This window comes from Liquorilactobacillus mali KCTC 3596 = DSM 20444, from assembly GCF_000260415.1.
Classification (GTDB): domain Bacteria; phylum Bacillota; class Bacilli; order Lactobacillales; family Lactobacillaceae; genus Liquorilactobacillus; species Liquorilactobacillus mali.
This window is the reverse complement of the sequence record NZ_BACP01000057.1, coordinates 37118-59005: the sequence shown is the minus strand read 5'-3', so window position 1 is coordinate 59005 and position 21888 is coordinate 37118. Positions and strand designations below refer to the sequence as shown.

Sequence of the window (21888 nt, the reverse complement as noted above, 5' to 3'; positions counted from 1 at the left end):
ATGCAATTAGTTTATGTTGTTGACCCAATCGCCGATGATGGTATTATTTTACTTAAAGAAAAAGGCTTTGATGTATTTTGCTTACCTAAATCAAAGTCAGTTGCAGAAAGTTTAGAATCAATTGTGCCTGCTAAAGTAACAGCAATAATAATTCGTGCAACCAAAATTACTCCTTCCGAGTTAGAGTCATTTCCAAATCTGAAAATAATTGCTCGCCACGGGGTGGGAATTGATAATTTACCACTTGATTATATTAAAAAAAATAAAATAAGGTTAACCTATACACCGGGACTTAATGCAATGTCAGTTGCAGAATTAGCATTAACGCTTATGCTTGATTTATTAAAAAAAATTCCGGTTAATCGCAAGGACAACTTTTATGACGGTGAACTACTAGCAGGTAAAACAATTGGTTTGATTGGTTATGGTAAGATTGCACAAAAATTAAGCCTTGTTTTGCGGCCTTTTGGAGTCGATCTTTTGGTATACAATCACCGTCCAAAACAACTCACATATGGGACTCAAGTTGGTTTAGATGAAATTGCTAAAAATTCTGATATCATCAGTCTGCATATTCCCGCAACGCCTGGGACCAATCGAATAATCGATAAGAGTTTTTTCAATAAGATGAAACCAAACGCTTTTTTGATTAATACAGCGCGCGGAGCATTAGTCGATAGTGACTCTCTATACTCTGCTTTAACTGAACACAAAATTGCAGGCGCCGCATTAGATGTTTTAGATTCTGGAGAATTTCATTCCTCTGAAGAATTTCAAACACTTAAGAATCTTATTCTTACTCCGCATATTGGTGCAAGTTCACTTGAAGTCTTGCAACAATCATCATTAAGATGCGCTAAAGAGATTCTTCTTTTCAAAAATGGAGAGCCGCCTATCCAAAGTTATTTTTAGATAGTGCTGCTAAAAAAATCAATAATTTTGTGTACTAAACGCAAATTGCATTCTTTTTCATCACGGTAATCTGAAACGGATAATTTCTAATTTTTGGGCCACGTTTATCCGAAATAAATAAAGGAACCAGTTCAAAAGTTATAATTTGAACCAGTTCCTTTATTTATTTTTGTAAAAAAACCATTTTATTTTGCGGGAATCAATTTATTCATTATAATTGCGACAATCGCACTAATCGCAATTGGTGAATCTAATAAATATTGCAATAATTGTGGTGCATCTTTTGATAAAGAAGATGGCATGAACAATAAGCCAATCGCAAAAATCAACGGGACACCAATAATATATAATTCACGTTCAGAAAACTCTTCGTTTTTAATAACTCTGAAACCACTCAGCATAATTACCATACAAACAACTGCGAATACCCCTCCAATGACAGCTGAAGGTATTGCATTGATCAAGGCCGATAATTTTCCTAGGAATGATAAAGCAATGAAGAAAATCGATGCGCCAACAAAAACCCTACGGCTCGCAACACCTGTAATTGAAATGATCCCAGCGTTAGTCGAATATCCAGTTAATGGTGTTGCACCTACTAATGAAGATATAAAGCATCCAATTCCTTCACCAATCACACCACGATTAACTTGCTCATCCTTCAAGGGTTCTTCGATAACCGCACTAACGGCAAACCATGTACCTGTTGTTTCAGCCAGTAACACCATATAGATAACAAGCATTGTCAAGATTGCTGACCAGTTAAATGATAATCCATAATTAATGAATGCAATATGTGGCAAACTGAAAAATGGTGCACTAGCGACAGATGAAAGATCTAATCCACCCATCAAAGATGCTGCAAAAGAACCACAAGCTAAAGCAATAATTACCGAGCTGATTCTGAAAATTCTACCAAATTTTGAAAAATACACTCCTAGCATAGAAAATATAATCATAATTGCGGCTGTAATAAATGCTAGGAAGACATTTTGATTCATTGACAATGCCTTCGTTGAGATATAAATATTACTTGTAAAAGCCGTTGGTAATAATGTTAAACCAACAATCATAATAATCGTTCCACTGACGATTGATGGAATAAAGTGCTTTACAATATACTTGTATACGCCTGTGAGCCCTAATAAAGTAACTGCAATTGCACCAATTAATGTTGCGCCCATTGCCGTGTCCAATTTTCCACCATCACTTATGATAATACCCACTAAAGCACCAATTGGAACAAATGATGGCCCCTGACACACTGGTAATCTTAGGAAAAACAATACCTGAATTAATGATGCAATCCCAGCACCCAAGAATGTTGATTGAATAAGTGCAGCTGAATTTGTTGCTGACATTGCTACGGCTGATGCAATAATAACAGGTGGAACATAAACATCCATTGCTAAAACATGCTGTAAACCTAAAATTAATGATTGTTGCCATGAAATTTTTTCATCCACTCCAATTGAAAGATTAGAGTATCTGATTCCACTCGTTTTTTCCATTTTTTCTAAATCTCCTTAGGATTTTTTACTTTATTACCCTGGACCCATACTTCCGTAATATTTGCAGGGGTACTCAAGTACAATAACTTAGCCAATCGGCTGAATGGTTCTGTGTATATGTCGAAACCTGGCAAACTATTAGCAGGTTGATTGGGATCAAGAACTTGAGCGTCAAAGATTTGACCCTCTTTGAAGAGACCAACAGGTAGACTTAATGCCTCACCGCCTCCACAAGTTGCAAGGTAGAAAGCTTCCAATACAGAAACTCTCGAGTCTGAAACACCTCTTTTTTCCTGTTCGATAGTTACATCAACACCATCAGTCAGCATTCTGCTTGAAATAACAGTTTGCTTGATATTATCATACAGACTTGGAGAAAATCCTCCTGAAATATCTGTCCCAAGACCAACTTTCACACCTTGTTTTTTCAAACGATTGACCGGTAATACTCCATTTGCAAAATAAGCATTTGAAATTGGACAATGAGCGATTGCTGCGCCATGCTCGGCAAAAAGCTCACCATCATGATCATTGACAAAATTGCAATGATCCATGATAGACTTATCATTCACCAAACCAAAATCAGCAAGAACATCTGCATCTCGCTTACCATATCTATCTAAAACGTAGCCATGTTCCCATTGGCCCTCACTACAATGAGTTTGTACATAAGCATCATATTTGTGTGCAAGTATTCCCAATCCTCTAAGAGTCTCATCCGTACAACTTGGCACAAATCTTGGTGTTACAACCGGATAGACACCTTGAGTAACGTTTTTTGCGAGTTCTCTAACCCTCACAATGAATGCTTCCGTATCAGCAATTGCTTGTTCGCTGCTCTCATCACGATAATAATCATGCGTCTGTTCTGGATTATCCATCGCAACTTTGCCAACAAAGGCTCTTTGACCCAATTGGGCAGATATTTTTGCTAATTCTATACTTGATTCAAGATGCTGTGTTGCAAAATAAACAGCCGTTGTTGTCCCACGGTTAAGCAACTGGCGTACCAAATCAGAGTATACCTTTTTAGCAAATTCAAGATCACTGTATCTTGCTTCAAGTGGAAAAGTGCATTCATCAAGCCAGACATTTAGAGGTTCATCCAGTGCAACTCCCGCTTGCGGCCATTGTGGTGCATGAATGTGCAAGTCTATAAAGCCTGGCAAAACAAACTTGTCTCCAAAATCAACTAGCAGATTGCTGGCCTTTGCTTCTGCTAATACCGCTTGATAATCAGAACTGCTCTGTGACAGCACGCTCTCAATAATACCTCGCTTATTAACAGTAATTAGCGTCTCCTCTAAATATTCGGCTTTACCATATGTAGGTGCATGAAAAAAATTACCCTTGAAAACTTGTTTACTTCGCAAAATACTACCTCCATAAATGGGATAACTTTTATGATAGTCATTTATCAGTTGAAAGTCAAACTATTTCGTTGGCTAAATAATAGATAGTTCGTTTTTTAATAGCTGTTAAATTTACAGTTTCATTTGCTTTTTATGAGTGGAAAATTTGTATTACGAGTATTTACACATATATTTATAATAAATCACGAATTTAATAACAAATTTTGAGCTGCCGCTACCTCATAATATAATCTTTTACCTAATTCCGAACTAATCTTATCGTTTTGAATCATTAGATTTATTTGTGTTAATTCGTATTGTAAAATTTCACTCAATTCATTGGTCTCTTCTACTTCGGAACTTAATCGCTTTTCCATCCTATTTTGTTCTGCCAAAATGCTCTGCTTCAATGCAACAACAATCGTTTTATCATCCGTTTCATTCTCCAATTTTTTGATAAATTCTTTATCAATTGGTTCAAAAAAGCTTTCAAGTTCATTGTATGCACCTATCCATCTATTGCGATAGTCAACATCAGAATATTTCTCTAATATAAGCAGGCGCTTGTTGTAAATCTTTATTTTCTCCATAATCTTATTTTTCTTATTTTCAGTCTCCGTTTTACTTAATTTCCGTTTATACTTACGAATCTTATCCTGCGTACTTTCTATCTCCTTACTAACATTATCTCTTTTAAAGATCTTTCTTAAAAAGTATCTCCAATTATGCTTAATGAACTCTTTGTACATTCGACTGCGCCTAATTGCTTTATTATTAATATCAGCATTTTTGAGCATCATTTTATCCCAGAGGTTAACTGCATCCGCTGACAAAGCATCTTCACCAATCGCTTCCCTCACCGCTTCATCACGCTTAAGGTTTAACTGTTTCATCACATCGTGCCATTCTTGACGATCGAGTCTCTGTGAATCCTCATATCCTAACTGTGAACGTATGCTCAACAACAGTTTTTGTTTCATACTTTTTTCAACCTCAAGCTGTTCAATATAATTAGTTGCTGAATTAACTAATTCTGCATGTGCTTTGCGCAATTCTTCATCAGTATATGACGTTTCCTTCTTTTTTAGGAAGAATCGTAAAACTATCAATGGAGTTAACAAACTCAGTAAAATTACAAATACCGCGATCCCAAGAATTTCCTGCACAATAGCTGAATTGCGTGACAAATCCATTGTTAATGGAATAGTTAAAGCTAATGCTAGAGTTACGGTTCCATGAACACCACTAATTGCAAAGATAAATGCATCTTTAATTTTCTTATCCTTCAGATAAACATAACTGAATCTAACTATTCCCATCACAACATATATTGTAATTGCAAGACTGATTAGTTTTGTCCATTCCGACACATCAGCTTTACGTGAAAAAATTTGAACGATTGAAGTTCCAAGTATTACAAAGACAATCCCATTTAATAAATCAGTTAAAATTTTCCAAATTTGATTAATCAAATTAATCATCTGTGAAGACTGCAGCAAAGTTCGATCTTGCTCTTCTCGGTGAAAAACTCCAGCAATAACAACCGCAATAACGCCTGAAACATGAATTTCTTCTGCTAACATATAAATAATAATAGGTGTCAAAATCTGTAGCATGATGTGTCCTGTTAAATCATTTAACTGACCTTTCAGCAAATTTTGCCGGATTCTTACTATTACAAATGTACTAATAATGCCAAATAAAGCACCTCCTAATGAAACAAGCAGAAACTTCGAAATACTCTCGCCTGGTGATAAATGTCCTGTGACCGCCCAAATTCCAGCAAGTTCAAGTGCCACTAATCCAGATGCATCGTTAAACATCGCCTCAAAGCTTAAGGACTGTTCTATCTTTACTGGCATTACCAGCCCTTCCTTAACAGACTCAAGAGCTGTTGCGTCCGTTGGGGTCGCAATAGCAGAAAGAGCAAGTGCCAGTGCAATTGGCCAGTTAAATGCAAATTTGAGTATTAAGGTCAAAAAGAACATAGTAATAATTGCTAAAATCACTGCCAACTGAACTATTTTCTTCAAATTTTTTGAAACAATCCTAGCCTTTGTTTGTTGACCCTCGTAAAAAAGCAGCGGAGCGATAATTAAAACCATAAACCACTCCGGATCTAGACTAACTTCGATTTTTGCCAGTCCTGGAATAACAGCAATTAAGACTCCCAAAATAATCTGCCACATAGCTTGTGGAATTATTTTAAACCTCTGTGCCAAAAAATTTGCAATGATAACTGTTATAATTACTCCCAAAATTTCAAATAATATTTCCATACTTTCTCCCGCCTCGTTTTTACTACTCAAAAATATAGTATCATATCATCCATAATTAACTTATCTTAATGGCTTTCATATGCTATAATAAATTACGTTATTTCTGGGTCATTAGCTCAGTTGGGAGAGCGCCTGCTTCGCAAGTAGGAGGTCATCGGTTCAAGTCCGACATGATCCATTTATCCTTCAATTCAATCGCTTTACTTTGTTTTTGTTAGTATGTATTATTATTGTGAGTAACAATAGAAATGAGGAATCTATACTATGGAAGACAAAGAAGCTTTGAGGGCACGATTATCATCTGAAGAATTCGAAGTTACACAAAACGCTGCAACTGAACGGCCATTCACTGGGAAATACGATGATTTCTACCAAGATGGCATCTATGTCGATGTTGTCAGTGGTGAACCACTATTCAGCTCAACAGATAAGTATGATGCTGGATGCGGTTGGCCATCATTCACTAAGCCAATTGATAGAACGCATATTTCTGAAAAAAGTGATTGGTCCCTGGGAATGCACCGCACTGAAGTTAGAAGTAAGGATGCAGCATCTCATTTAGGACATGTTTTTACAGATGGACCTGTTAGTGAGGGTGGTCTACGTTATTGTATTAATTCGGCTGCCTTACGCTTTATCCCCGTAGCTGATTTAGATAAAAACGGATATAGTGAATTTAGAAGTCTATTTGAAAAATGAATCTGGTATAAAAAATAGAGGAGTTGGGTTAAAAGTTAACTTTTAGCCTGACTCCTCTATCTATTCTTTTCCGCATAATCATGTTCCATAAGTCTGTCTCAAATTACTCACGGCAAAGTCAAAGCACTCTCTATGTTCTTAGTTTCGCGTTAGTACTCAAATTTTTCAGACTTATATCACATTATTCTTAACTTTTTTACGATAAATTATTTCTACTTAGCAAAACTATAATTTTTATTCTTTGCTTGATGAAGTAAATTTGACGAGCCCATTAAGTTATCAAAGTCTGCCTCTTCCATAAGATTTTCAGACAATATAATTTTTCTAATAGAGCAATGCTCTTTCAACGCCCGCTTTACAACCTTTGTCGTTACTTGATATCCTAGAACGGGTGTCAGTGCAGTTGCTAAGATAACTGAATTTTCAACTTCATTCTTGCAAACATCCTGATTTACTTCAATTCCTGCAACACAGTTCTCAATCAAGGTTGTAATTGTATTTTCCAAATAACTCTCATTTTGCAATAAATTCCTAAAAATCAGCGGTTCAAACGCATTTAACTCAAGTTGTCCGCCTTCAGTCGCCATTGTGATTGCCGCGTCATTGCCAACAACTTGGAAAGCAACCTGATTTACGACCTCAGGAATAACTGGATTTATTTTACCTGGCATGATTGATGAACCTGCCTGTCTTGCTGGTAATCTCAATTCTGCCAAACCAGCTTGTGGGCCGCTTGATAATAGTCTTAAATCATTGCTGAATTTTGACAAGTTAACCGCCAGTGTCTTCAACACTCCCGAAAATTCAACAAAGACATCACAATTCTGGGTTGCATCTATTAAATTATCTGCCGGTTTCAAAGGTATCCTTGTAATTGAACTAAGCTTTCCCACAATATTCTTTTGATAAATATCATCAGCATTCAACCCAGTTCCAATGGCCGTCCCCCCAATGTTGACAAAACTGAGATTATCTTTTGCACGCTCTAAGCGCTTGTAATCTCGTTTAAACAATGAAGCATATGCCCTAAAAGAATTTCCAAAAGTTGTCGGTACAGCATCTTGTAACTGAGTTCTGCCTAATTTGACAACATCATTAAACTCAGTTGCCTTTTTATCTAATGTTTCAATCAAATCAAGTACCTTAGACTGTACTTTTGGAAGTAGCTTCAAAAGTGCAACTTTACCAGCAGTTGGAAAAGTATCATTAGTGGACTGTGCTAAGTTAACATCATCATTGGGATGCACTTTTTGTGAATTACTCTGCCTATTTGCCAGATTAGCAATTACTTCATTAACATTCATATTGACCGATGTCCCAGCTCCACCCTGAAAAGCAGGAACTATAAAGGCATTTTGCTTATAGTCTTCATCGAGCAGCGTATCACATGCAGCAATGATAGCTTTTGCTTTTGTTCCATCCAATGCGCCTGAAATATGGTTCGACATTGCTGCCGCCTTTTTTACCTCAATCAGACTTATGATAAGTAACGGGTTCACCGGTTCATTTGAAATTGGAAAGTTGCGTACTGCTCTTGCAGCATTGATTCCAAATAAAGCATCTTCTTCTATTTCTAATTCACCAACACAGTCTCTTTCAACACGCATAATATGCCTCCATTTATGATTATCATATTTTATAATATGTAAATTATGATATACCAATTATGAAAACATTCAATATTTTATCTTCCAACCTCACTTCAAAATCCTTTGATAAGCATTGAATCCGTGCTTCGATATTTAAGAAATAAAAGTATACCATTATCCAAGAGCAAGGCTGTCATTTACTTCATAAATTTTTGCTTCTTTTCTCAGTAACATCTCGTCGGACAAAGAAATCTCAATTGGCAGCAAACTATTATATGATTCAAAAAAATATCTACGTGTTTCTAAACAAAATGCTGTCCGATACACAGTGTAATTAGCTTGATATTTCTTGCTTTTGGGCACAACAACACTATTCAAAATATGCCAGCTACTTACAAAGTTTTCAGACTCATTTTCAGGAATATCGGTCCTTTCACGATAGTAGACCGCCCGCAAAAATCTACCCGTTGGTGTATATGAACTCGAGGGTACTTTCTTTCCAGCAAAGCTACCAGTACTGATTCGCTGCGGCACTTGTCTTTGAGCTACCAAATTACTGCGAATATTAAGATAGTCAGCTAACTTAGCAGCTTGTTTCTCAAAATCTGCTGCATTGGTTACTACTCCATAGTTATTCACTATCATTTTCATTGGGTTTTGATCCGGTTCCAAAATTAAAAGCTGACCGCTTCTATCCGTTATTGCATAATGAAGATGTGGATTCTCATAGGGACGAACTGCATCCTCACCAGACATCAGCTGAATATTCTCAATATCAGCAATAATTTCCCTAATTGACTTGTATTTTCCTAATAAATAAAAAGGCAGCTCAAAGGGAGCTAATCCCACGTTGCCCATATCCAGCTCCTGATTAAGCTTTGCTCCATGACTGAAAGTCAGTTTTTGCACACTTAAACCGCATTCATTAATGCCATCTGAAATATCAAACTCAAATTGCCTTTTCCTACCAGTTCCAAGTATCCCATACTTGTTTTGAAATGAACGATCATTATAATCAGTCTGCCACCGATATTCACGTGGTACAAAAACGGGACCCGCTTGCAGTGAAGTCCAATCCATTGTTCTAGAAAAAACATGTGTCCCATCATTCGCAATTTGTAAGATACTTGTACACATTACTTTTCCCCCTTTGACTCCTACTATCATAGTCCTTTCAAAATCGGCTGATCATCTTTACCTAAGATAAAACAGACGATAAAATGCATGATTCATGATTCTAAGATAAAGATTTTTAGCACTCAGTTTTTTTAAATATTTATTGTCTTTTCGGTTCGGAAACCATTCCTGTGTTTTCTGCCAAATCAAGTCCAATAATTCAGTTCTAATTTTCTTGTCCTTTAGCCTAATTACCTTGCGCAACAAAACATTCCCGAAAAGATTTCGGTAAAAACGATACTCCAATTCATCATAGTATTCTTCAAATAATTGCTTATCTTTATAGTAATTCAGAATATCAGCGTATATCCATATGATTTCAGCGATACGCCCAGTCTCGCTATAAGAAATTGAATTGCTTCGCTGTACATAATGAACTTCGCACTTTGTATCAATTGCAACTTCGGAAATATCATTTAGCCATGCAACTACCTTGAAGAAAAAGTTTTGGTCTTCGTACAGTTTGCCCACCGGAAATGTTATCTTTGTTCTTTCAATCCATTCCCGCAAATACAACTTATTCCAGGCTACAACTCTGCCGTTTACTAGATAATCAGCTAGTGAATCATAGCCTTGACGCACATCTGATCTTGTCTTATCCTCAAAGTCCCAGAAAAAATTGCATTCAACAATTTTTTTTGAACCTCCACTACTTTGAGCGTACATTCGCTCCAGCATCTCAGATTCGACAAAATCATCTGAATCTATAAACAATAAATAATCTCCGAATACATATTGCAAAGCATAGTTGCGTGCATCAGATAAGCCACCATTTTGCTTGTGCAAAGTTCGGATCTGCTCAAAGTTTGCTTGGTATTCATCACACAAATTACCAGACCCATCCGTGCTTCCATCATCAACAAGGATAATTTCAAAGTCATTTTTATTCATCGTCTGTCCAAGTAGGCTGTCCACACATCTCTTCAAATAGTTTGCTACATTGTAAACCGGCACAATTACACTTATTTTTTTAGTCTTCGTATAATTTTCTTCGGTCATTAATTATTCTCCTCTTGAAATCAGTGATTAAACATCCTACGAATTCTACGGGCAAGTCCCCATGAAATACGAAAGAACCAGTTAATTTTCATGCCTATTTTTTTCCCAAATCGCCTATTGATACTCCTAATGATTTTCGTATGTTCCTGACTACGCTCGTCTTGCCAAAGCGCACTATAATGATGGATGCTGATAGTATTCTTCGTTTCGTTTGATTCTCCTGTCAAAAAATCCATTGGTGCAAAATATTCTGTCGGGTAAATATCGACACCTGCAATATTTTGATACTCATTCTTTCTAAATAGTCCTTTTTTGGCAAGATAATTTGTGGTATAGACTGGAATCGCTACAATATTCATTTCACCATCTTTTTTTATGAAATCAACTGTATCATAGATATCTCGCAAGTCCTTAATAACTTGATTTTTCGGTTCTGCGCCAAAACCCAGACCAGGATTAACAGATACTCCACCTTCATTTTCTTCCATTCCCATAAAGGCTTTCGACTTCAATAAATTATCCAGTGATTTTTTCAATTCAACGTCAGTATCTAGATAAATCCCACCATTTTGATAAACAATATCAAAGCCTGCATAATCAGAGACAAAGCTCCATTTCTTACGATCATAAGCTTGTTTCATGTATTTATTTTTCCTAACATCGTAGTTAGATTCGTCCCATTGAATTATCTCGTATTCTGGACATAGCTCACGCCACTTTGCAATATACTTCTTGTATTCATCTGGTAATTCTTTGCCACCAAACCAACAATAGTGAATCTTCGTAGGTATCATTTGGCTCTCCTTTAGTTAATTTCTAATAATTTTTGCATAGCTTTTGTAATATAGTGTCCATCACGGATTCTTTGTCCAATAATTCTGACATTCTTGCACAACTCCTGATATTTTTCTTCGGTAATACTGGCAAGAACACTATCAAGTTCAGACAAACTTTCAATGGTAATTCCCAAATTATTTTGCTCTACAAAGCTTGCTAAAGCAGCCTTCTTCCAAACAATTACGGGCAATCCAGAGCTTAAATAAAGGGATGCCTTGTGGGGATTATTATATCTTAGATATTCACCGAAAATTCCATTACACTTCGCTAAACTATCACCATCCCAAATTAAACCAAAACTTTGTTTGAGATATTTTGGAAGTTCTTCTGGTGAATATGAACCCTGATAGTTGATATTTTCAGGATACTCATTAGCTTGATTCGGGCCATACAAGTACACTGGAGTCTTACATTCCATTTTCTTTAAAAATTCTGATTTACCAAGATTCCCAGCAAAACAAACAGTTCTGTCATATTTATCATGCCCTACCATCTGCTGCGGATTGTCATAGTCAAAGATTTCTAGGGATACAATTGGCTTAATCATCCCTTCTCTCTTGAGCCACTTGACCATTTCTTCGTTATGAGCAATTATTCCATCACACTTATTAAAAAAAGCAATCTCTTCAGAAATATATTCAGGTTCATTGCGATGTAATCTTAACGACTCAACATCATGAAGCAGTAAAAATATTTTTGTTCCATTTTTCTTTTTTACTTCTTCAACAATTTTGTTATTTGTTCGTTCGTTAAATGCAGGATATTGAAACAGTACGTTATTCATTTCCTGCCTCTTTATTTCCCACGGAATATCCCACATAACCTGTTTAATACTCATTAGCTTTGCCTTACGGGCACCATTAAAATAAAAGATGATACTTTTAAAATCTGCCTTTTTCAAAAATTTAACAACATCCATTTTTGCCTTTGGGCCTGCCTCATATTGTGTTTTATCGTACATTGAAATCACAAAATTACTCATAATTACCTGACCATTTCCTCTATATAATATAATGAAGATTTCCTACAGTTTATTATACCCGATTGTTCAAAAAAATGAGAGTGCGATATAAAACACAAAAGTTGAGTATTAACCCCAATTTACAAATAAGTATAAAAAAGAGGTTTGGCCAAAAGTAAAATTTTAACCTAGCCCCCCTACTTATTCCGGATAAACGTGTTCTATAATTTCTCGTTAGTTCTCAAATTTTACCAATTTACATCTTACTTTCTCCCAAATACTAGTGACATTGAAAATATCATTGACAAATAAAAAAAATAGGTTCATAATTTTCATCATAAATAAGGTACTAAAGTACCTTATAAAAGAGAAGGAGCTAATTTATGTATTCTATTTTAACGCACTCAATTTCAAAGAATTATAAGGATTTTAAGGCTGTCAGTAACGTAGATTTAGCAGTTAAAGCCGGGGAAATATATGGTTTTATCGGGCTCAACGGTGCAGGAAAGACTACGATGATGCGCATGCTGCTCAATATGGTTGACCCAAGTGAGGGAAATGCTTTGATTTTAGGACAAGAAGTAGGAAAAGCAGCACCATTATTTTGGAATAATGTGGGTTATCTGATTGAAACACCACATAGTTACCCTAATTTAACTGTTGCAGAAAATTTGGATTTATATGGGAAGATGCGCTTAATTAAGCGTCCAATACGCGAAAAAAGAATTAATTATTTAATGGATCAATTAGCACTAACTTCGTATAAAAATTTCCTAGTCAAAGACCTCTCACTTGGAAACAACCAGAAGATTGGTTTAATAAAGGCCCTAATACATCAACCAAAAATATTATTGTTAGATGAACCAACTAATGGCCTTGATCCGGAAGGTTTAACACATGTTAGACATCTTCTAGTTCATTTAGCAAAAGATGAAGGTGTCACAATTCTAATTTCTAGCCATATTTTAAATGAAATGGAAAAAATATTTACTACTATTGGTATTTTGCATCAAGGAAAGCTTTTAAGGCAGGAAAGTAAAGTGGAATATCTAAAAAATGCTAAACATCAATTACAAATCACATTTTCGTCAGTAGAAGAAGTAATTGAAGCAAAGGATATCTATAAACAGCACAAAGTTAACTGGGTAAATAGCGAAACACCTTATCAACTGCGATTAGCAGAGTTCAAAGATATAGCAGCCAAGCAACGAATTTTAATAGATAACGGTATTACCCCAGTCGAATGGCATGAAGAAGTTGAAAGTATGGAAGAATATTTCTTATCAGTGTTAAAGGAGGCAGATAAAAAATGATATTACAGAATATTTTTGATTTAAAAATAATTGTTTCAATTGAACTCAGAAAAATCTTTAAAAGCCACCTTGTTGAGATGATTATTGCAGGGTTTTGTTTCTTAATGTTGATTCGAAGAGGTACCAATTGGACAAATTTTATTAATAATTCACTGTTGTTTTTATCAGCAGTAATTGGATCAGTTGGCTTTGGAATCCTGGCTAGTTGGGTATTTTCAAGAGAATTTACTGATGGAATATTTAAGGATCTGCTGGCTTTGCCAATTTCTAGATCCAACTTTGTTTTAGGTAAATTAATTGCAATTGAAATAGCAGAATTGTTTATTGTATCTATCTCGTTGTTATTAATTTTAATAACAGGACATTTTATCTTCAGTTCAGCGCCTACCATGGAATCTTTAAAAATGCTGTTGTCTAAGACCGAAGTGACATTTGTATACAATGTTTTACTAGCTTTTTTATGGCCATTACTAGCATCTTTTTTCAGAAGTGCGTTATTTCCAATGTCTCTCGCTTTTATTAGTTTAATTATTGACGTAATGTTTTCTTCTCAACCTGCAGGTCAATACATTCCATGGGCTATCCCTGGTTTTTACTTGGCCCACGCAGGCATGAACCTTTTTACAAGCAAAATAATTATTTGTCTCATAGGGAGTATCGGAATCTACGGAACCATCTTCTTGTGGAAACACCCTAAAAGAGTTTAAATCCTAGGAGGAACTTATGAATAAAAAAAAATCTACGGTTTCAATTGCCTTAACATTAGTCTTGGGAGCATTAGCACCAATGCTAGATACGACAATGACTAATATTGCAATAAATCAGATGATTAGAAGTTTAAGTACCACTGTTAATATTATGCAGTGGGTCACTACCTTATACGTTTTGGCAATGGGAATAACGGTTCCCATTGCCAGCTGGTTGATTGATCGAATTAATGGCAAAACACTTTACCAATTTGGAATCATTCTTTTCGGAATTGGTTCATTAGTATCAGCACTGTCAAATTCAATTCAACTATTAATAATAGGTCGTCTCCTTCAAGGAATTGCAGCCGGCTTAATCGTACCAACTTTGACAACATTGTTAGTACGCGTTTCTGGCGGAAATGGTCTTGGAAAGTTGATGGCGATTATTGGATTACCGGTAGTCTTGGCACCAATTCTCGGCCCTAGTATTGGCGGAGTCCTAATTCATTTCTTGAACTGGCATTGGATTTTTTGGATTAATTTGCCAATCGTTGCCCTTTCAGTTATCCTTATTTGGTTATTGTTACCCTCATTTAGTGATGACTTAAGAAAAACAAAACTAGATCTCAAAGGATTTTTACTCACTTCTGGTATTTTTACAACGTTTATTCTAGCAATCAATGAGTTAGGCAACTTGCCTAAAGAAAATACAATCTTTTGGACACTTTTAGAAATCCTAATTGGATTGAATTTAATAATTGTCTATATCATACATGCTCAAAAGAATGGTATAAAAGCAATTATTCCATTAAGTTTATTCAAAAATAATAATTTTTCTGCATCCACAACATTGTTATTCATGTCAGGGTTAACAGTTAATGGAGCTATGTTTCTTTTACCACTTTATTTTCAAAATATTCGTGGGCTTTCGATTATTTCAACAGGACTATATTTAATTCCACAAGGAGTAGGATTGCTTCTAGCAAGAACACAGGTTGGTAAACTAACAGATCTGTATGGCGCTAAATGGCCTACAATCATTTCAATTTTTATCTCGCTTTTTAGTACCCTGCCCTTTGTATTTTTCACAAAGCAAACTAATATTTCAATTATTATTGTGGTTTTATTGATCCGCGGTGTTGCGGAGGGAGGATTAACAATCCCTGTGATGACAGACGCATATAAAGGAGTCGAAAAATCTTTAATTGCTCAAGCAACAACTGGAATTCGAACAATCCAAAATATTGGTGGTGCTTTTGGCACAGCTATATTATCAACGATAATCCAATTTCAAATTAATGGTAGATTCCCAACTCTTGGCGTTTTGACACCAGTATACCAAGTTGCTTTTTGGGCAACAATTATAGGCACAAGTTTGGCTTTCATTCCTGCTATATTTTTGAGTCATAACTCAGTAAAACATTGAAAGATGGTGGACTAAATGTTAATACTAATTATTTTTTTGTTGTTTTCTATACTAGTTTTTAAAATTTTTAAAAATAAATGTCATTACAGATTAACAATCCTACTAGCAATTCTATTGATTGCTTTTGAAAGTTTGGCCTTGTTAGATAGTAAATATCACTATGGAACACACACTTTACAACTATCTTCTACTGAGAAAATCGCACCCCTAATTAAAGTAGGATCAGATGGAATATTGCTAAAAAGGCATGTCAATGAAGGAAAAGAGAAGTACAATGTGTATGTATATCATAATATAAAAAATAATAATAAGGAGTTTCTTTACTCTAAAAACCAGCATATCAGTATAGATCAACATATGAATGTGATGAATATTAAAACTGAGCGCCAGATTCGTAAATATAATAATGCTCTTGCCAAGATTTTCTTTGTAGGAATAACAACACAAAATCAAACAATAAGTTTGTCAAAAACTCTCGAGTTAACAAAAGAAAATCATATTTTGACAATAAATCAGTTGAAAAAATTTACAGTTAACATGAAAAAAGATAAATTGAGTAATAACTAAATTGAATGTAAAACACTGCTTGCTTAAGTGGAGGAACAGTTGATGGTTGAACGTAGAAGAGGAAAAAATTTAGAAAGCGCAATTCTTTCTGTGGTGTGGTCAGAGCTGCAAAATATTGGCTATCAAAGTCTAACAATTAGTGACATTGCAAAAAAAGCAAAGACTAATAAAAATACGGTCTATCGCCATTGGAAAAGTAAACCAGAATTAGTTTTTGCGGCCATTCAGCAACATATTCCAGACGTGTCTTTGGAGGCCCCTAATACTGGCAATATAGAAGAAGACTTAAAAGCGGTTTTGGGATTTTTGACTCCTATTTTAGATGTTGTTTCCAAGGAAACCTGGAAACAACTGTTGCCTGAGGCATTATTAGTCTTTTCCACAAATGATAACTATGTTAATGGATTGGTTAAGGCTATCAACGAATCCAACTTGATTACATTACAAATAAAAAAGGTTATTGAACAAGCAAAAAAAAGACATGAACACGTTCGAAGTAATATTACAGACGATCAACTTGCCTTGCCTGCATTACTTGTTATAAATCAAATATTGTTTTCAGGAACATTAACGCAGAGCAAAATCAACTCGTTAGTTAAAGAAATACTGATACCTGTATATATAGAACCCGCATAATTTAAAAAGTAAGTTTTGCAAACAATTTAATTAACTAGGACCCAAATGAAAAAAGGGTGCCATAAGACGGTAAAATTCTAGCTTAGACAGAAAATTTTGAGTTATTGAAACATTTTTGTGAGGAAACTAGGTCAAAAGTTAACTTTTGGCTTAATTTCTTCTACTGTTTTAATTATTCACCAATTTCTTCTAACTTATAAATATTCCTTTATTAGCCAAGTTATCAATACATTCTTTCATATATCGTTCATCATGTTCTGGATAAATTGGTCGTGTCTTTTTGACCATGCCCAAATTCTCATAAGGTGAGCAAGATTTGCCGCGATAATCTTTATCGTACCAGGCTGCATCCGGTTGATACCCTCTTCTTCTCATTTCATCCATTACCAAAATATGAAATTGGTACAACTTATATGGTGAGTATAAGAAAACATAATTTACAGTCGCATGTTTCTTCCCCCAGCCATTTCCTCTAAGTGCCGCAATTTCTCTATGCTGCCCCAAGAGTTGTTGCCTTGGTAATTTTGTAATAAGATCTTCGTGCCATAGTCTCATTATTTATTTGCCTTTCTTAATTTTTTTATCAATGTTGACTCCATAAGATATTTAACTTCGTATTTATCCGTTAATTTGACCAAGTATTGACCTAATTCATCATCTTTTTCTCTGAGTTTAATCAGCAATGCTTGATATTTCTTCTTTTCTTCAATTGTCGCTTTATTTTTAAAATAACCCCAAACATGTTGGTATGCAGTCGTTAGTGTCTTGATTGTTGGGTATATAGACTCCGTTTCCCTCAAAATTTGCTGATATCTTTTCTGACTTTCTTCATCCCAATGATTTCCCTTCGCTAAAGTCCTAATTTCATTGTAAAATTGCTGCGATCGCGACATCACCCAATATTTATTTTGTGCCCAAGGTTCTTGCCACTTCTCCATTATGTACTCCTTATGCTTCTTTTTATTTCTTTTCTAAGCATACATTCTAATTATCCATACTGCAAAAAATCAAACTTAGATAACTGAGAATCCAATAAAAAGACTTGAAGTGTGACATAAGTCTGTAAAAATCTGACTACTAATGAGAAATTGCAAATATAGCGCGTACTTTGCTATGAGCAATTCGAGATTAGGCGGAGAATTTTGACTTATGGAACACGTTTATCCGCAACAAAAAAGGAGCTAAGTCAAAAATTTGCTTTTGACCCAGTCCTTACTCAATCCGTCAGCTTCATGATTTTTTCAGTGTTCAGAGTTCTATCTAACTCCACCAACTGTCACACTTCACTTTATTACTTAGTTCTCTTAACTCGTTGCAGTCCGTGCATGTTACCTAGAATGAACACCAGAATTCCTAACCATATAAACACAAATACAACTGCTTTATGCCAACTGAATGATTCATTCATCACAAAAATTGCCATTAACAACTGGATAGTTGGATTTAAATATTGGATGAATCCAAGTGTTATAAAGTCCGTATTTTTCGTTGCCACTGCGAATAACAACAACGGAATCACCGTAATAATACCGCTAAATATCAGCAAAGTTGTTACTCCTAATCCATCCTGCGTCATCACATGAGGTGAAATCAGAAGATATACTATGGCGACTGGTGCCACAAAAATGGTTTCTAGCGTTAATGAAATAGTCGCGGGTAACTGAACTTGCTTCTTAATTAATCCGTACAAGCAAAAAGAGGCTGCCATTAATAGTGTATTTAAGGGTAACGAACCAGTTTGAATTGTAAGGATTACCACTCCAACGATGACCAGTAAAAGTGCAATTGCTTTTGAACGTGATAATTTTTCATGCAAAAACATAAGCGCAATAACAACATTCATCAGCGGCATTATATAATACCCCAGACTTGCTTCCGTTGCTTCGTGATGAGTAACCATATAGATATAAATGAACCAATTGATAGAAATTAAATATGAACTTAAGATAATCCAAAAAATTTTACGGTTCTTAATTAATTGCTTAGTTGTCCACCAAATTGTTTTCCAATCCCTTTGGACTGTCAGTACTATACAAATTGTAAGTAAGGAGAACACAATTCTATATGCAAGTGTATCCAATGCCGGCACCACACTGAGCAATTCCCAAAATACACCTAATAGCCCCCATAAAGTGTAGGCGGCTAAACCCGAGGTTATGCCTAAACGTCTTTTTTCCATCACTATTCTCCTTCATTATTCTCACTGCTATTAAAAATCAAAATTAATGCATCTTAAATTGTAAGAATAAGTCATTATATTTACTCAAATTTTTCTGTGACAAAGCATCATACACTTCAAGATGTGAAATTGTTTTGTTCGTTGGATACATTACTTTATCGTCTTGCATACTCTTGGGTAACATTTTCTTTGCTGCCTTATTTGGAGTAGCATACGCTACATATTCCGCATTTTGAGCAGCATTTTTAGGCTCTAACATAAAGTTCAGAAACGCATATGCACCCTTTATATTTTTGGCCGTTCTAGGAATGACCATATTGTCAAACCAGATATTTGAACCTTCTTCTGGAATTATGTAATGCAAATGCTTGTTGTTATCCATCATTTCCATTGCTTCACCTGAGTATGATACTGCAAGCGGTGCCTCATCTTGTGCCATATAGACTTTTATTTCATCAGCCAAAATTGCTTTGACATTAGGTGATAACTTTTTGAGCTTTTCATAAGCTGCTTGCAAGTCTTTGACATTGGTATCATTAACCGACTTTCCCTGACTATTTAAAGTCAGCCCCATGACCTCGCGTGCTCCATCAATCAGCATAATACTATTCTTGAATCTAGGATTCCATAGGTCATCCCAATGTTTAACTTCACTAGCTTTTACATATTTATCGTTATATATAATCCCTAGCGTTCCCCAAAAATATGGTAAAGAGTATTTATTGCCTGGATCAAAGGGAAGATTCAAAAATTTGGAATCAATATTGCCTAATCCCTTTAACTTACTGTGATCAATTGGTAATAATAAGTGATTATCAATCATCTTTTTTATTGTGTAGTCACTGGGAATTGCAATATCGTAAGCAGTTCCCCCTTGCTTAATCTTCGTATACATTGCCTCATTAGAATCAAAAGTCTCATACGAAACCTTATATCCAGTTTGTTTTTCGAATTTCGTAATCAATTTGGGATCAATATAGTCTCCCCAGTTAAAAATATTAACAGTTTTATCACTTTCCCCACTGCTGCTGTCCTTTTCAAGCTCAAATGAAATTATGAAAAGTGTAAGGCAGATCAAAATAATTCCGAAAAACATAATATTTATTTTTTTCATCTACTCTACCCCACTATCTAATCAAGTTTTGTTGAGCTTTACGATCTTTACGTTTACCCTTGGGACTATCTTTGCTGATGAAATAATACCCCATGACTAAAACCAATGAGAACAAGAACATTAATGCACTCAAGGCATTGATTTCTAAGCTAATGCCCTGACGCGCTCTTGAGTATATTTCAACTGACAATGTTTCAAAGCCATTTCCAGTCACAAAAAATGTTACTGCGAAATCATCTAGTGAATAAGTAAACGCCATGAAATAGCCTGCAATCATCCCAGGAGTTATAATCGGCAGAATTACACCTTTTAGTATCTGCCAATGATTTGCACCGAGATCTTGTGCCACATTAATAAATGAGGAGTTCATCTCCTGTAGTTTAGGCAGTACCATCAAGACAACAATTGGAATACTGAACGCAATATGCGAAAGCAAGACAGATATAAATCCTAGTTTAATCCCCAAAACAGTAAAGAATATTAAAAAGCTTGAACCAATAATTACATCAGGGGAGACTAAAAGAATATTATTCAATCCTAAAATCAAGGTACGTACTTGCGGATTCCTGACCGAATATATTCCAAGTGCTCCACTTGTACCGATAATCGTGGCAAGTAATGAAGACAGAAAAGCTAAAAAGAAGGTCTGTACCGTAATTAAAATCAATCTTTGATCCGACCAAATTTCCTGATAATGTGCCCATGTAAAATGAGCAAAATGATTCATCCCACCACTACTATTGAAGGAGTAAAAAATCAAGTAAAAAATTGGCAAATACAAAATCAAAAAAGCAACTATCAAGTATAAATTACGCCAATAATGTCTCTTTTTAGTATTCATTACCTGCCCCTCCTTTTCTTTTCACCCGTGAGAAACATAATTAATATCATCGCGGCAATCAAAATAACCCCAATCGTTGACCCCATTCCCCAGTCTTGTGTGACAAGAAAATTCTCTTCAATTGCAGTTCCAAGTGTAATCACTTTGTTTCCTCCAATTAAACGTGTCAACATAAATAATGAAAGAGATGGGATAAAGACAACCTGAACTCCACTTTTTATTCCATTCAAAGTCAGTGGGAATGTCACATTCCAAAAAGTCTGAAATTTGTTAGCTCCCAAATCACGACTAACATTGATTAGTGATTCATCCAATTCATCAATTGCGTTAAAAATTGGTAAAATCATGAATGGCAATTCAATATAAGCTGCAACAAGCATAAAGCTGGTATTAGTAAAGAGTAATTGATGTGAACCCAAGCCTAGCCACTCTAAGGAATTATTAACCGGTCCAGCTTGGCTAAAAATTCCAATGAATGCATATGCCTTCAGCAAAATATTTATCCATGTTGGCAAGATTATTAACATCAGCCAGAGCTGTTTATATTTTGTTCTTGTTAGAAAATAGGCTGTTGGATAGCTAATCAACAGTGTAATTAATGTAATCAAACCTGCATAAAAAACTGAATTAAAGGTCATACGCAAGTAAGCAACTATTTTGAAGAAATTCTCATAGTTGGTAATTGTAAAATTCCCATTAATACTGATAAATGATTGATATAAAATTAGTGCAACAGGAGCTAGGACAAATAAGAGCAGCCACAGGACATACGAACTGAAATAAAGCCCTTTTGCTTTCATTTTATTTC

Annotated in this window: 21 protein-coding genes and 1 tRNA gene; 8 read left to right on the top strand and 14 right to left on the bottom strand. The window is 35.2% G+C overall.

What is annotated here, in order from left to right:
• Complete coding sequence (locus tag GSM_RS09940) at positions 1 to 912, top strand: NAD(P)-dependent oxidoreductase (protein ID WP_010078184.1); 912 nt, start codon at positions 1 to 3, stop codon at positions 910 to 912.
• Positions 913 to 1097: 185 nt separating this feature from the next.
• Here GSM_RS09940 and GSM_RS09935 read toward each other — a convergent pair whose 3' ends face one another.
• From GSM_RS09935 to GSM_RS09925, 3 genes are all read right to left on the bottom strand, one after another.
• Entirely contained in the window at positions 1098 to 2423 is a 1326-nt protein-coding gene (locus tag GSM_RS09935) for a uracil-xanthine permease family protein (protein ID WP_003691501.1), read from the bottom strand.
• Between the two features lie 5 nt (positions 2424 to 2428).
• Positions 2429 to 3796 (bottom strand): guanine deaminase, encoded by a 1368-nt coding sequence (guaD, locus tag GSM_RS09930; RefSeq protein ID WP_003691503.1) that lies wholly within the window; start codon positions 3794 to 3796, stop codon positions 2429 to 2431.
• Between the two features lie 182 nt (positions 3797 to 3978).
• A complete protein-coding gene (locus tag GSM_RS09925) occupies positions 3979 to 6054 on the bottom strand; it encodes a cation:proton antiporter domain-containing protein (protein WP_003691504.1) in 2076 nt (691 codons plus the stop codon).
• A gap of 105 nt (positions 6055 to 6159) precedes the next feature.
• On the opposite strand from GSM_RS09925, the gene GSM_RS09920 reads away from it, so the two are divergent.
• Positions 6160 to 6232, top strand: a tRNA-Ala gene (locus GSM_RS09920).
• A gap of 86 nt (positions 6233 to 6318) precedes the next feature.
• Positions 6319 to 6753: a peptide-methionine (R)-S-oxide reductase MsrB gene (gene msrB / locus GSM_RS09915; protein WP_003691506.1), complete on the top strand. Its 435-nt coding sequence runs from the start codon at positions 6319 to 6321 to the stop codon at positions 6751 to 6753.
• 212 nt (positions 6754 to 6965) lie between these two features.
• Here the strand turns inward: msrB and GSM_RS14250 are convergent, their stop codons facing one another.
• The 5 genes from GSM_RS14250 to GSM_RS09890 all read right to left on the bottom strand — a co-directional run bounded on the left by GSM_RS14250 (position 6966) and on the right by GSM_RS09890 (position 12336).
• Complete coding sequence (locus GSM_RS14250) at positions 6966 to 8360, bottom strand: aspartate ammonia-lyase (RefSeq protein WP_003691507.1); 1395 nt, start codon at positions 8358 to 8360, stop codon at positions 6966 to 6968.
• A 156-nt stretch (positions 8361 to 8516) separates the two neighbouring features.
• The gene (locus tag GSM_RS09905) at positions 8517 to 9479 is read right to left on the bottom strand and encodes a linear amide C-N hydrolase (RefSeq protein WP_003691509.1); all 963 of its coding nucleotides are present in this window, start codon (positions 9477 to 9479) and stop codon (positions 8517 to 8519) included.
• A 57-nt stretch (positions 9480 to 9536) separates the two neighbouring features.
• A complete protein-coding gene (locus GSM_RS09900; RefSeq protein WP_003691511.1) occupies positions 9537 to 10517 on the bottom strand; it encodes a glycosyltransferase family 2 protein in 981 nt (326 codons plus the stop codon).
• 20 nt (positions 10518 to 10537) lie between these two features.
• Positions 10538 to 11311: a glycosyltransferase family 32 protein gene (locus tag GSM_RS09895; protein ID WP_003691512.1), complete on the bottom strand. Its 774-nt coding sequence runs from the start codon at positions 11309 to 11311 to the stop codon at positions 10538 to 10540.
• 11 nt (positions 11312 to 11322) lie between these two features.
• Positions 11323 to 12336 carry a sugar transferase gene (locus tag GSM_RS09890; protein WP_003691513.1) on the bottom strand — a complete coding sequence of 338 codons (1014 nt, stop codon included), beginning with the start codon at positions 12334 to 12336 and terminating at the stop codon, positions 11323 to 11325.
• 362 nt (positions 12337 to 12698) lie between these two features.
• On the opposite strand from GSM_RS09890, the gene GSM_RS09885 reads away from it, so the two are divergent.
• Genes GSM_RS09885 through GSM_RS09865 form a run of 5 tightly spaced genes read left to right on the top strand, consistent with a single transcriptional unit; the run spans position 12699 to position 16946 of the window.
• Positions 12699 to 13628, top strand: a complete 930-nt coding sequence (locus GSM_RS09885) for an ABC transporter ATP-binding protein (protein ID WP_003691514.1) — start codon at positions 12699 to 12701, stop codon at positions 13626 to 13628.
• The gene (locus tag GSM_RS09880; RefSeq protein WP_003691515.1) at positions 13625 to 14335 is read left to right on the top strand and encodes an ABC transporter permease; all 711 of its coding nucleotides are present in this window, start codon (positions 13625 to 13627) and stop codon (positions 14333 to 14335) included. The genes GSM_RS09885 and GSM_RS09880 overlap by 4 nt, the downstream gene beginning before the upstream one ends.
• A gap of 16 nt (positions 14336 to 14351) precedes the next feature.
• Entirely contained in the window at positions 14352 to 15743 is a 1392-nt protein-coding gene (locus tag GSM_RS09875; RefSeq protein ID WP_003691517.1) for a DHA2 family efflux MFS transporter permease subunit, read from the top strand.
• A 15-nt stretch (positions 15744 to 15758) separates the two neighbouring features.
• On the top strand, positions 15759 to 16310 hold the full coding sequence (locus tag GSM_RS09870) for a DUF4811 domain-containing protein (RefSeq protein WP_003691519.1): 552 nt from the start codon (positions 15759 to 15761) through the stop codon (positions 16308 to 16310).
• 42 nt (positions 16311 to 16352) lie between these two features.
• Complete coding sequence (locus GSM_RS09865; protein WP_003691520.1) at positions 16353 to 16946, top strand: TetR/AcrR family transcriptional regulator; 594 nt, start codon at positions 16353 to 16355, stop codon at positions 16944 to 16946.
• Between the two features lie 189 nt (positions 16947 to 17135).
• On the opposite strand, the gene GSM_RS09860 is transcribed toward GSM_RS09865, so the two are convergent.
• The 6 genes from GSM_RS09860 to GSM_RS09835 form a co-directional block, all read right to left on the bottom strand.
• Positions 17136 to 17501, bottom strand: coding sequence for a TIGR02328 family protein (locus GSM_RS09860; protein ID WP_003691521.1), 366 nt, complete (start codon positions 17499 to 17501; stop codon positions 17136 to 17138).
• Positions 17501 to 17884, bottom strand: a complete 384-nt coding sequence (locus tag GSM_RS09855; RefSeq protein WP_003691522.1) for a DUF1722 domain-containing protein — start codon at positions 17882 to 17884, stop codon at positions 17501 to 17503. Before GSM_RS09855 ends, GSM_RS09860 begins: the two co-directional genes overlap by 1 nt.
• Before the next feature lie 353 nt (positions 17885 to 18237).
• Positions 18238 to 19125 carry an EamA family transporter RarD gene (gene rarD / locus GSM_RS09850; protein WP_003691523.1) on the bottom strand — a complete coding sequence of 296 codons (888 nt, stop codon included), beginning with the start codon at positions 19123 to 19125 and terminating at the stop codon, positions 18238 to 18240.
• Between the two features lie 43 nt (positions 19126 to 19168).
• The gene (locus GSM_RS09845; RefSeq protein WP_003691524.1) at positions 19169 to 20239 is read right to left on the bottom strand and encodes an ABC transporter substrate-binding protein; all 1071 of its coding nucleotides are present in this window, start codon (positions 20237 to 20239) and stop codon (positions 19169 to 19171) included.
• 13 nt (positions 20240 to 20252) lie between these two features.
• Positions 20253 to 21080 (bottom strand): ABC transporter permease, encoded by an 828-nt coding sequence (locus tag GSM_RS09840; RefSeq protein WP_003691531.1) that lies wholly within the window; start codon positions 21078 to 21080, stop codon positions 20253 to 20255.
• Positions 21080 to 21880, bottom strand: coding sequence for an ABC transporter permease (locus GSM_RS09835; RefSeq protein WP_003691533.1), 801 nt, complete (start codon positions 21878 to 21880; stop codon positions 21080 to 21082). The genes GSM_RS09840 and GSM_RS09835 overlap by 1 nt, the downstream gene beginning before the upstream one ends.
• Positions 21881 to 21888 lie beyond the last annotated feature (8 nt).

Bases quoted from the DNA above. Each gene is read 5' to 3' on its own strand.
- GSM_RS09925 (WP_003691504.1), bottom strand. From the start codon at position 6,054: ATGGAAATATTATTTGAAATTTTGGGAGTAATTATAACAGTTATCATT.
- GSM_RS14250 (WP_003691507.1), bottom strand. From the start codon at position 8,360: ATGCGTGTTGAAAGAGACTGTGTTGGTGAATTAGAAATAGAAGAAGAT.
- GSM_RS09900 (WP_003691511.1), bottom strand. From the start codon at position 10,517: ATGACCGAAGAAAATTATACGAAGACTAAAAAAATAAGTGTAATTGTG.
- GSM_RS09855 (WP_003691522.1), bottom strand. From the start codon at position 17,884: ATGGAGAAGTGGCAAGAACCTTGGGCACAAAATAAATATTGGGTGATG.
- GSM_RS09895 (WP_003691512.1), bottom strand. From the start codon at position 11,311: ATGATACCTACGAAGATTCACTATTGTTGGTTTGGTGGCAAAGAATTA.
- rarD (WP_003691523.1), bottom strand. From the start codon at position 19,125: ATGGAAAAAAGACGTTTAGGCATAACCTCGGGTTTAGCCGCCTACACT.
- msrB (WP_003691506.1), top strand. From the start codon at position 6,319: ATGGAAGACAAAGAAGCTTTGAGGGCACGATTATCATCTGAAGAATTC.
- GSM_RS09840 (WP_003691531.1), bottom strand. From the start codon at position 21,080: ATGAATACTAAAAAGAGACATTATTGGCGTAATTTATACTTGATAGTT.
- GSM_RS09860 (WP_003691521.1), bottom strand. From the start codon at position 17,501: ATGAGACTATGGCACGAAGATCTTATTACAAAATTACCAAGGCAACAA.
- GSM_RS09875 (WP_003691517.1), top strand. From the start codon at position 14,352: ATGAATAAAAAAAAATCTACGGTTTCAATTGCCTTAACATTAGTCTTG.
- GSM_RS09865 (WP_003691520.1), top strand. From the start codon at position 16,353: ATGGTTGAACGTAGAAGAGGAAAAAATTTAGAAAGCGCAATTCTTTCT.
- GSM_RS09835 (WP_003691533.1), bottom strand. From the start codon at position 21,880: ATGAAAGCAAAAGGGCTTTATTTCAGTTCGTATGTCCTGTGGCTGCTC.
- GSM_RS09880 (WP_003691515.1), top strand. From the start codon at position 13,625: ATGATATTACAGAATATTTTTGATTTAAAAATAATTGTTTCAATTGAA.
- GSM_RS09870 (WP_003691519.1), top strand. From the start codon at position 15,759: ATGTTAATACTAATTATTTTTTTGTTGTTTTCTATACTAGTTTTTAAA.
- GSM_RS09940 (WP_010078184.1), top strand. From the start codon at position 1: ATGCAATTAGTTTATGTTGTTGACCCAATCGCCGATGATGGTATTATT.
- GSM_RS09905 (WP_003691509.1), bottom strand. From the start codon at position 9,479: ATGTGTACAAGTATCTTACAAATTGCGAATGATGGGACACATGTTTTT.
- GSM_RS09890 (WP_003691513.1), bottom strand. From the start codon at position 12,336: ATGAGTAATTTTGTGATTTCAATGTACGATAAAACACAATATGAGGCA.
- GSM_RS09935 (WP_003691501.1), bottom strand. From the start codon at position 2,423: ATGGAAAAAACGAGTGGAATCAGATACTCTAATCTTTCAATTGGAGTG.
- GSM_RS09845 (WP_003691524.1), bottom strand. From the start codon at position 20,239: ATGAAAAAAATAAATATTATGTTTTTCGGAATTATTTTGATCTGCCTT.
- GSM_RS09885 (WP_003691514.1), top strand. From the start codon at position 12,699: ATGTATTCTATTTTAACGCACTCAATTTCAAAGAATTATAAGGATTTT.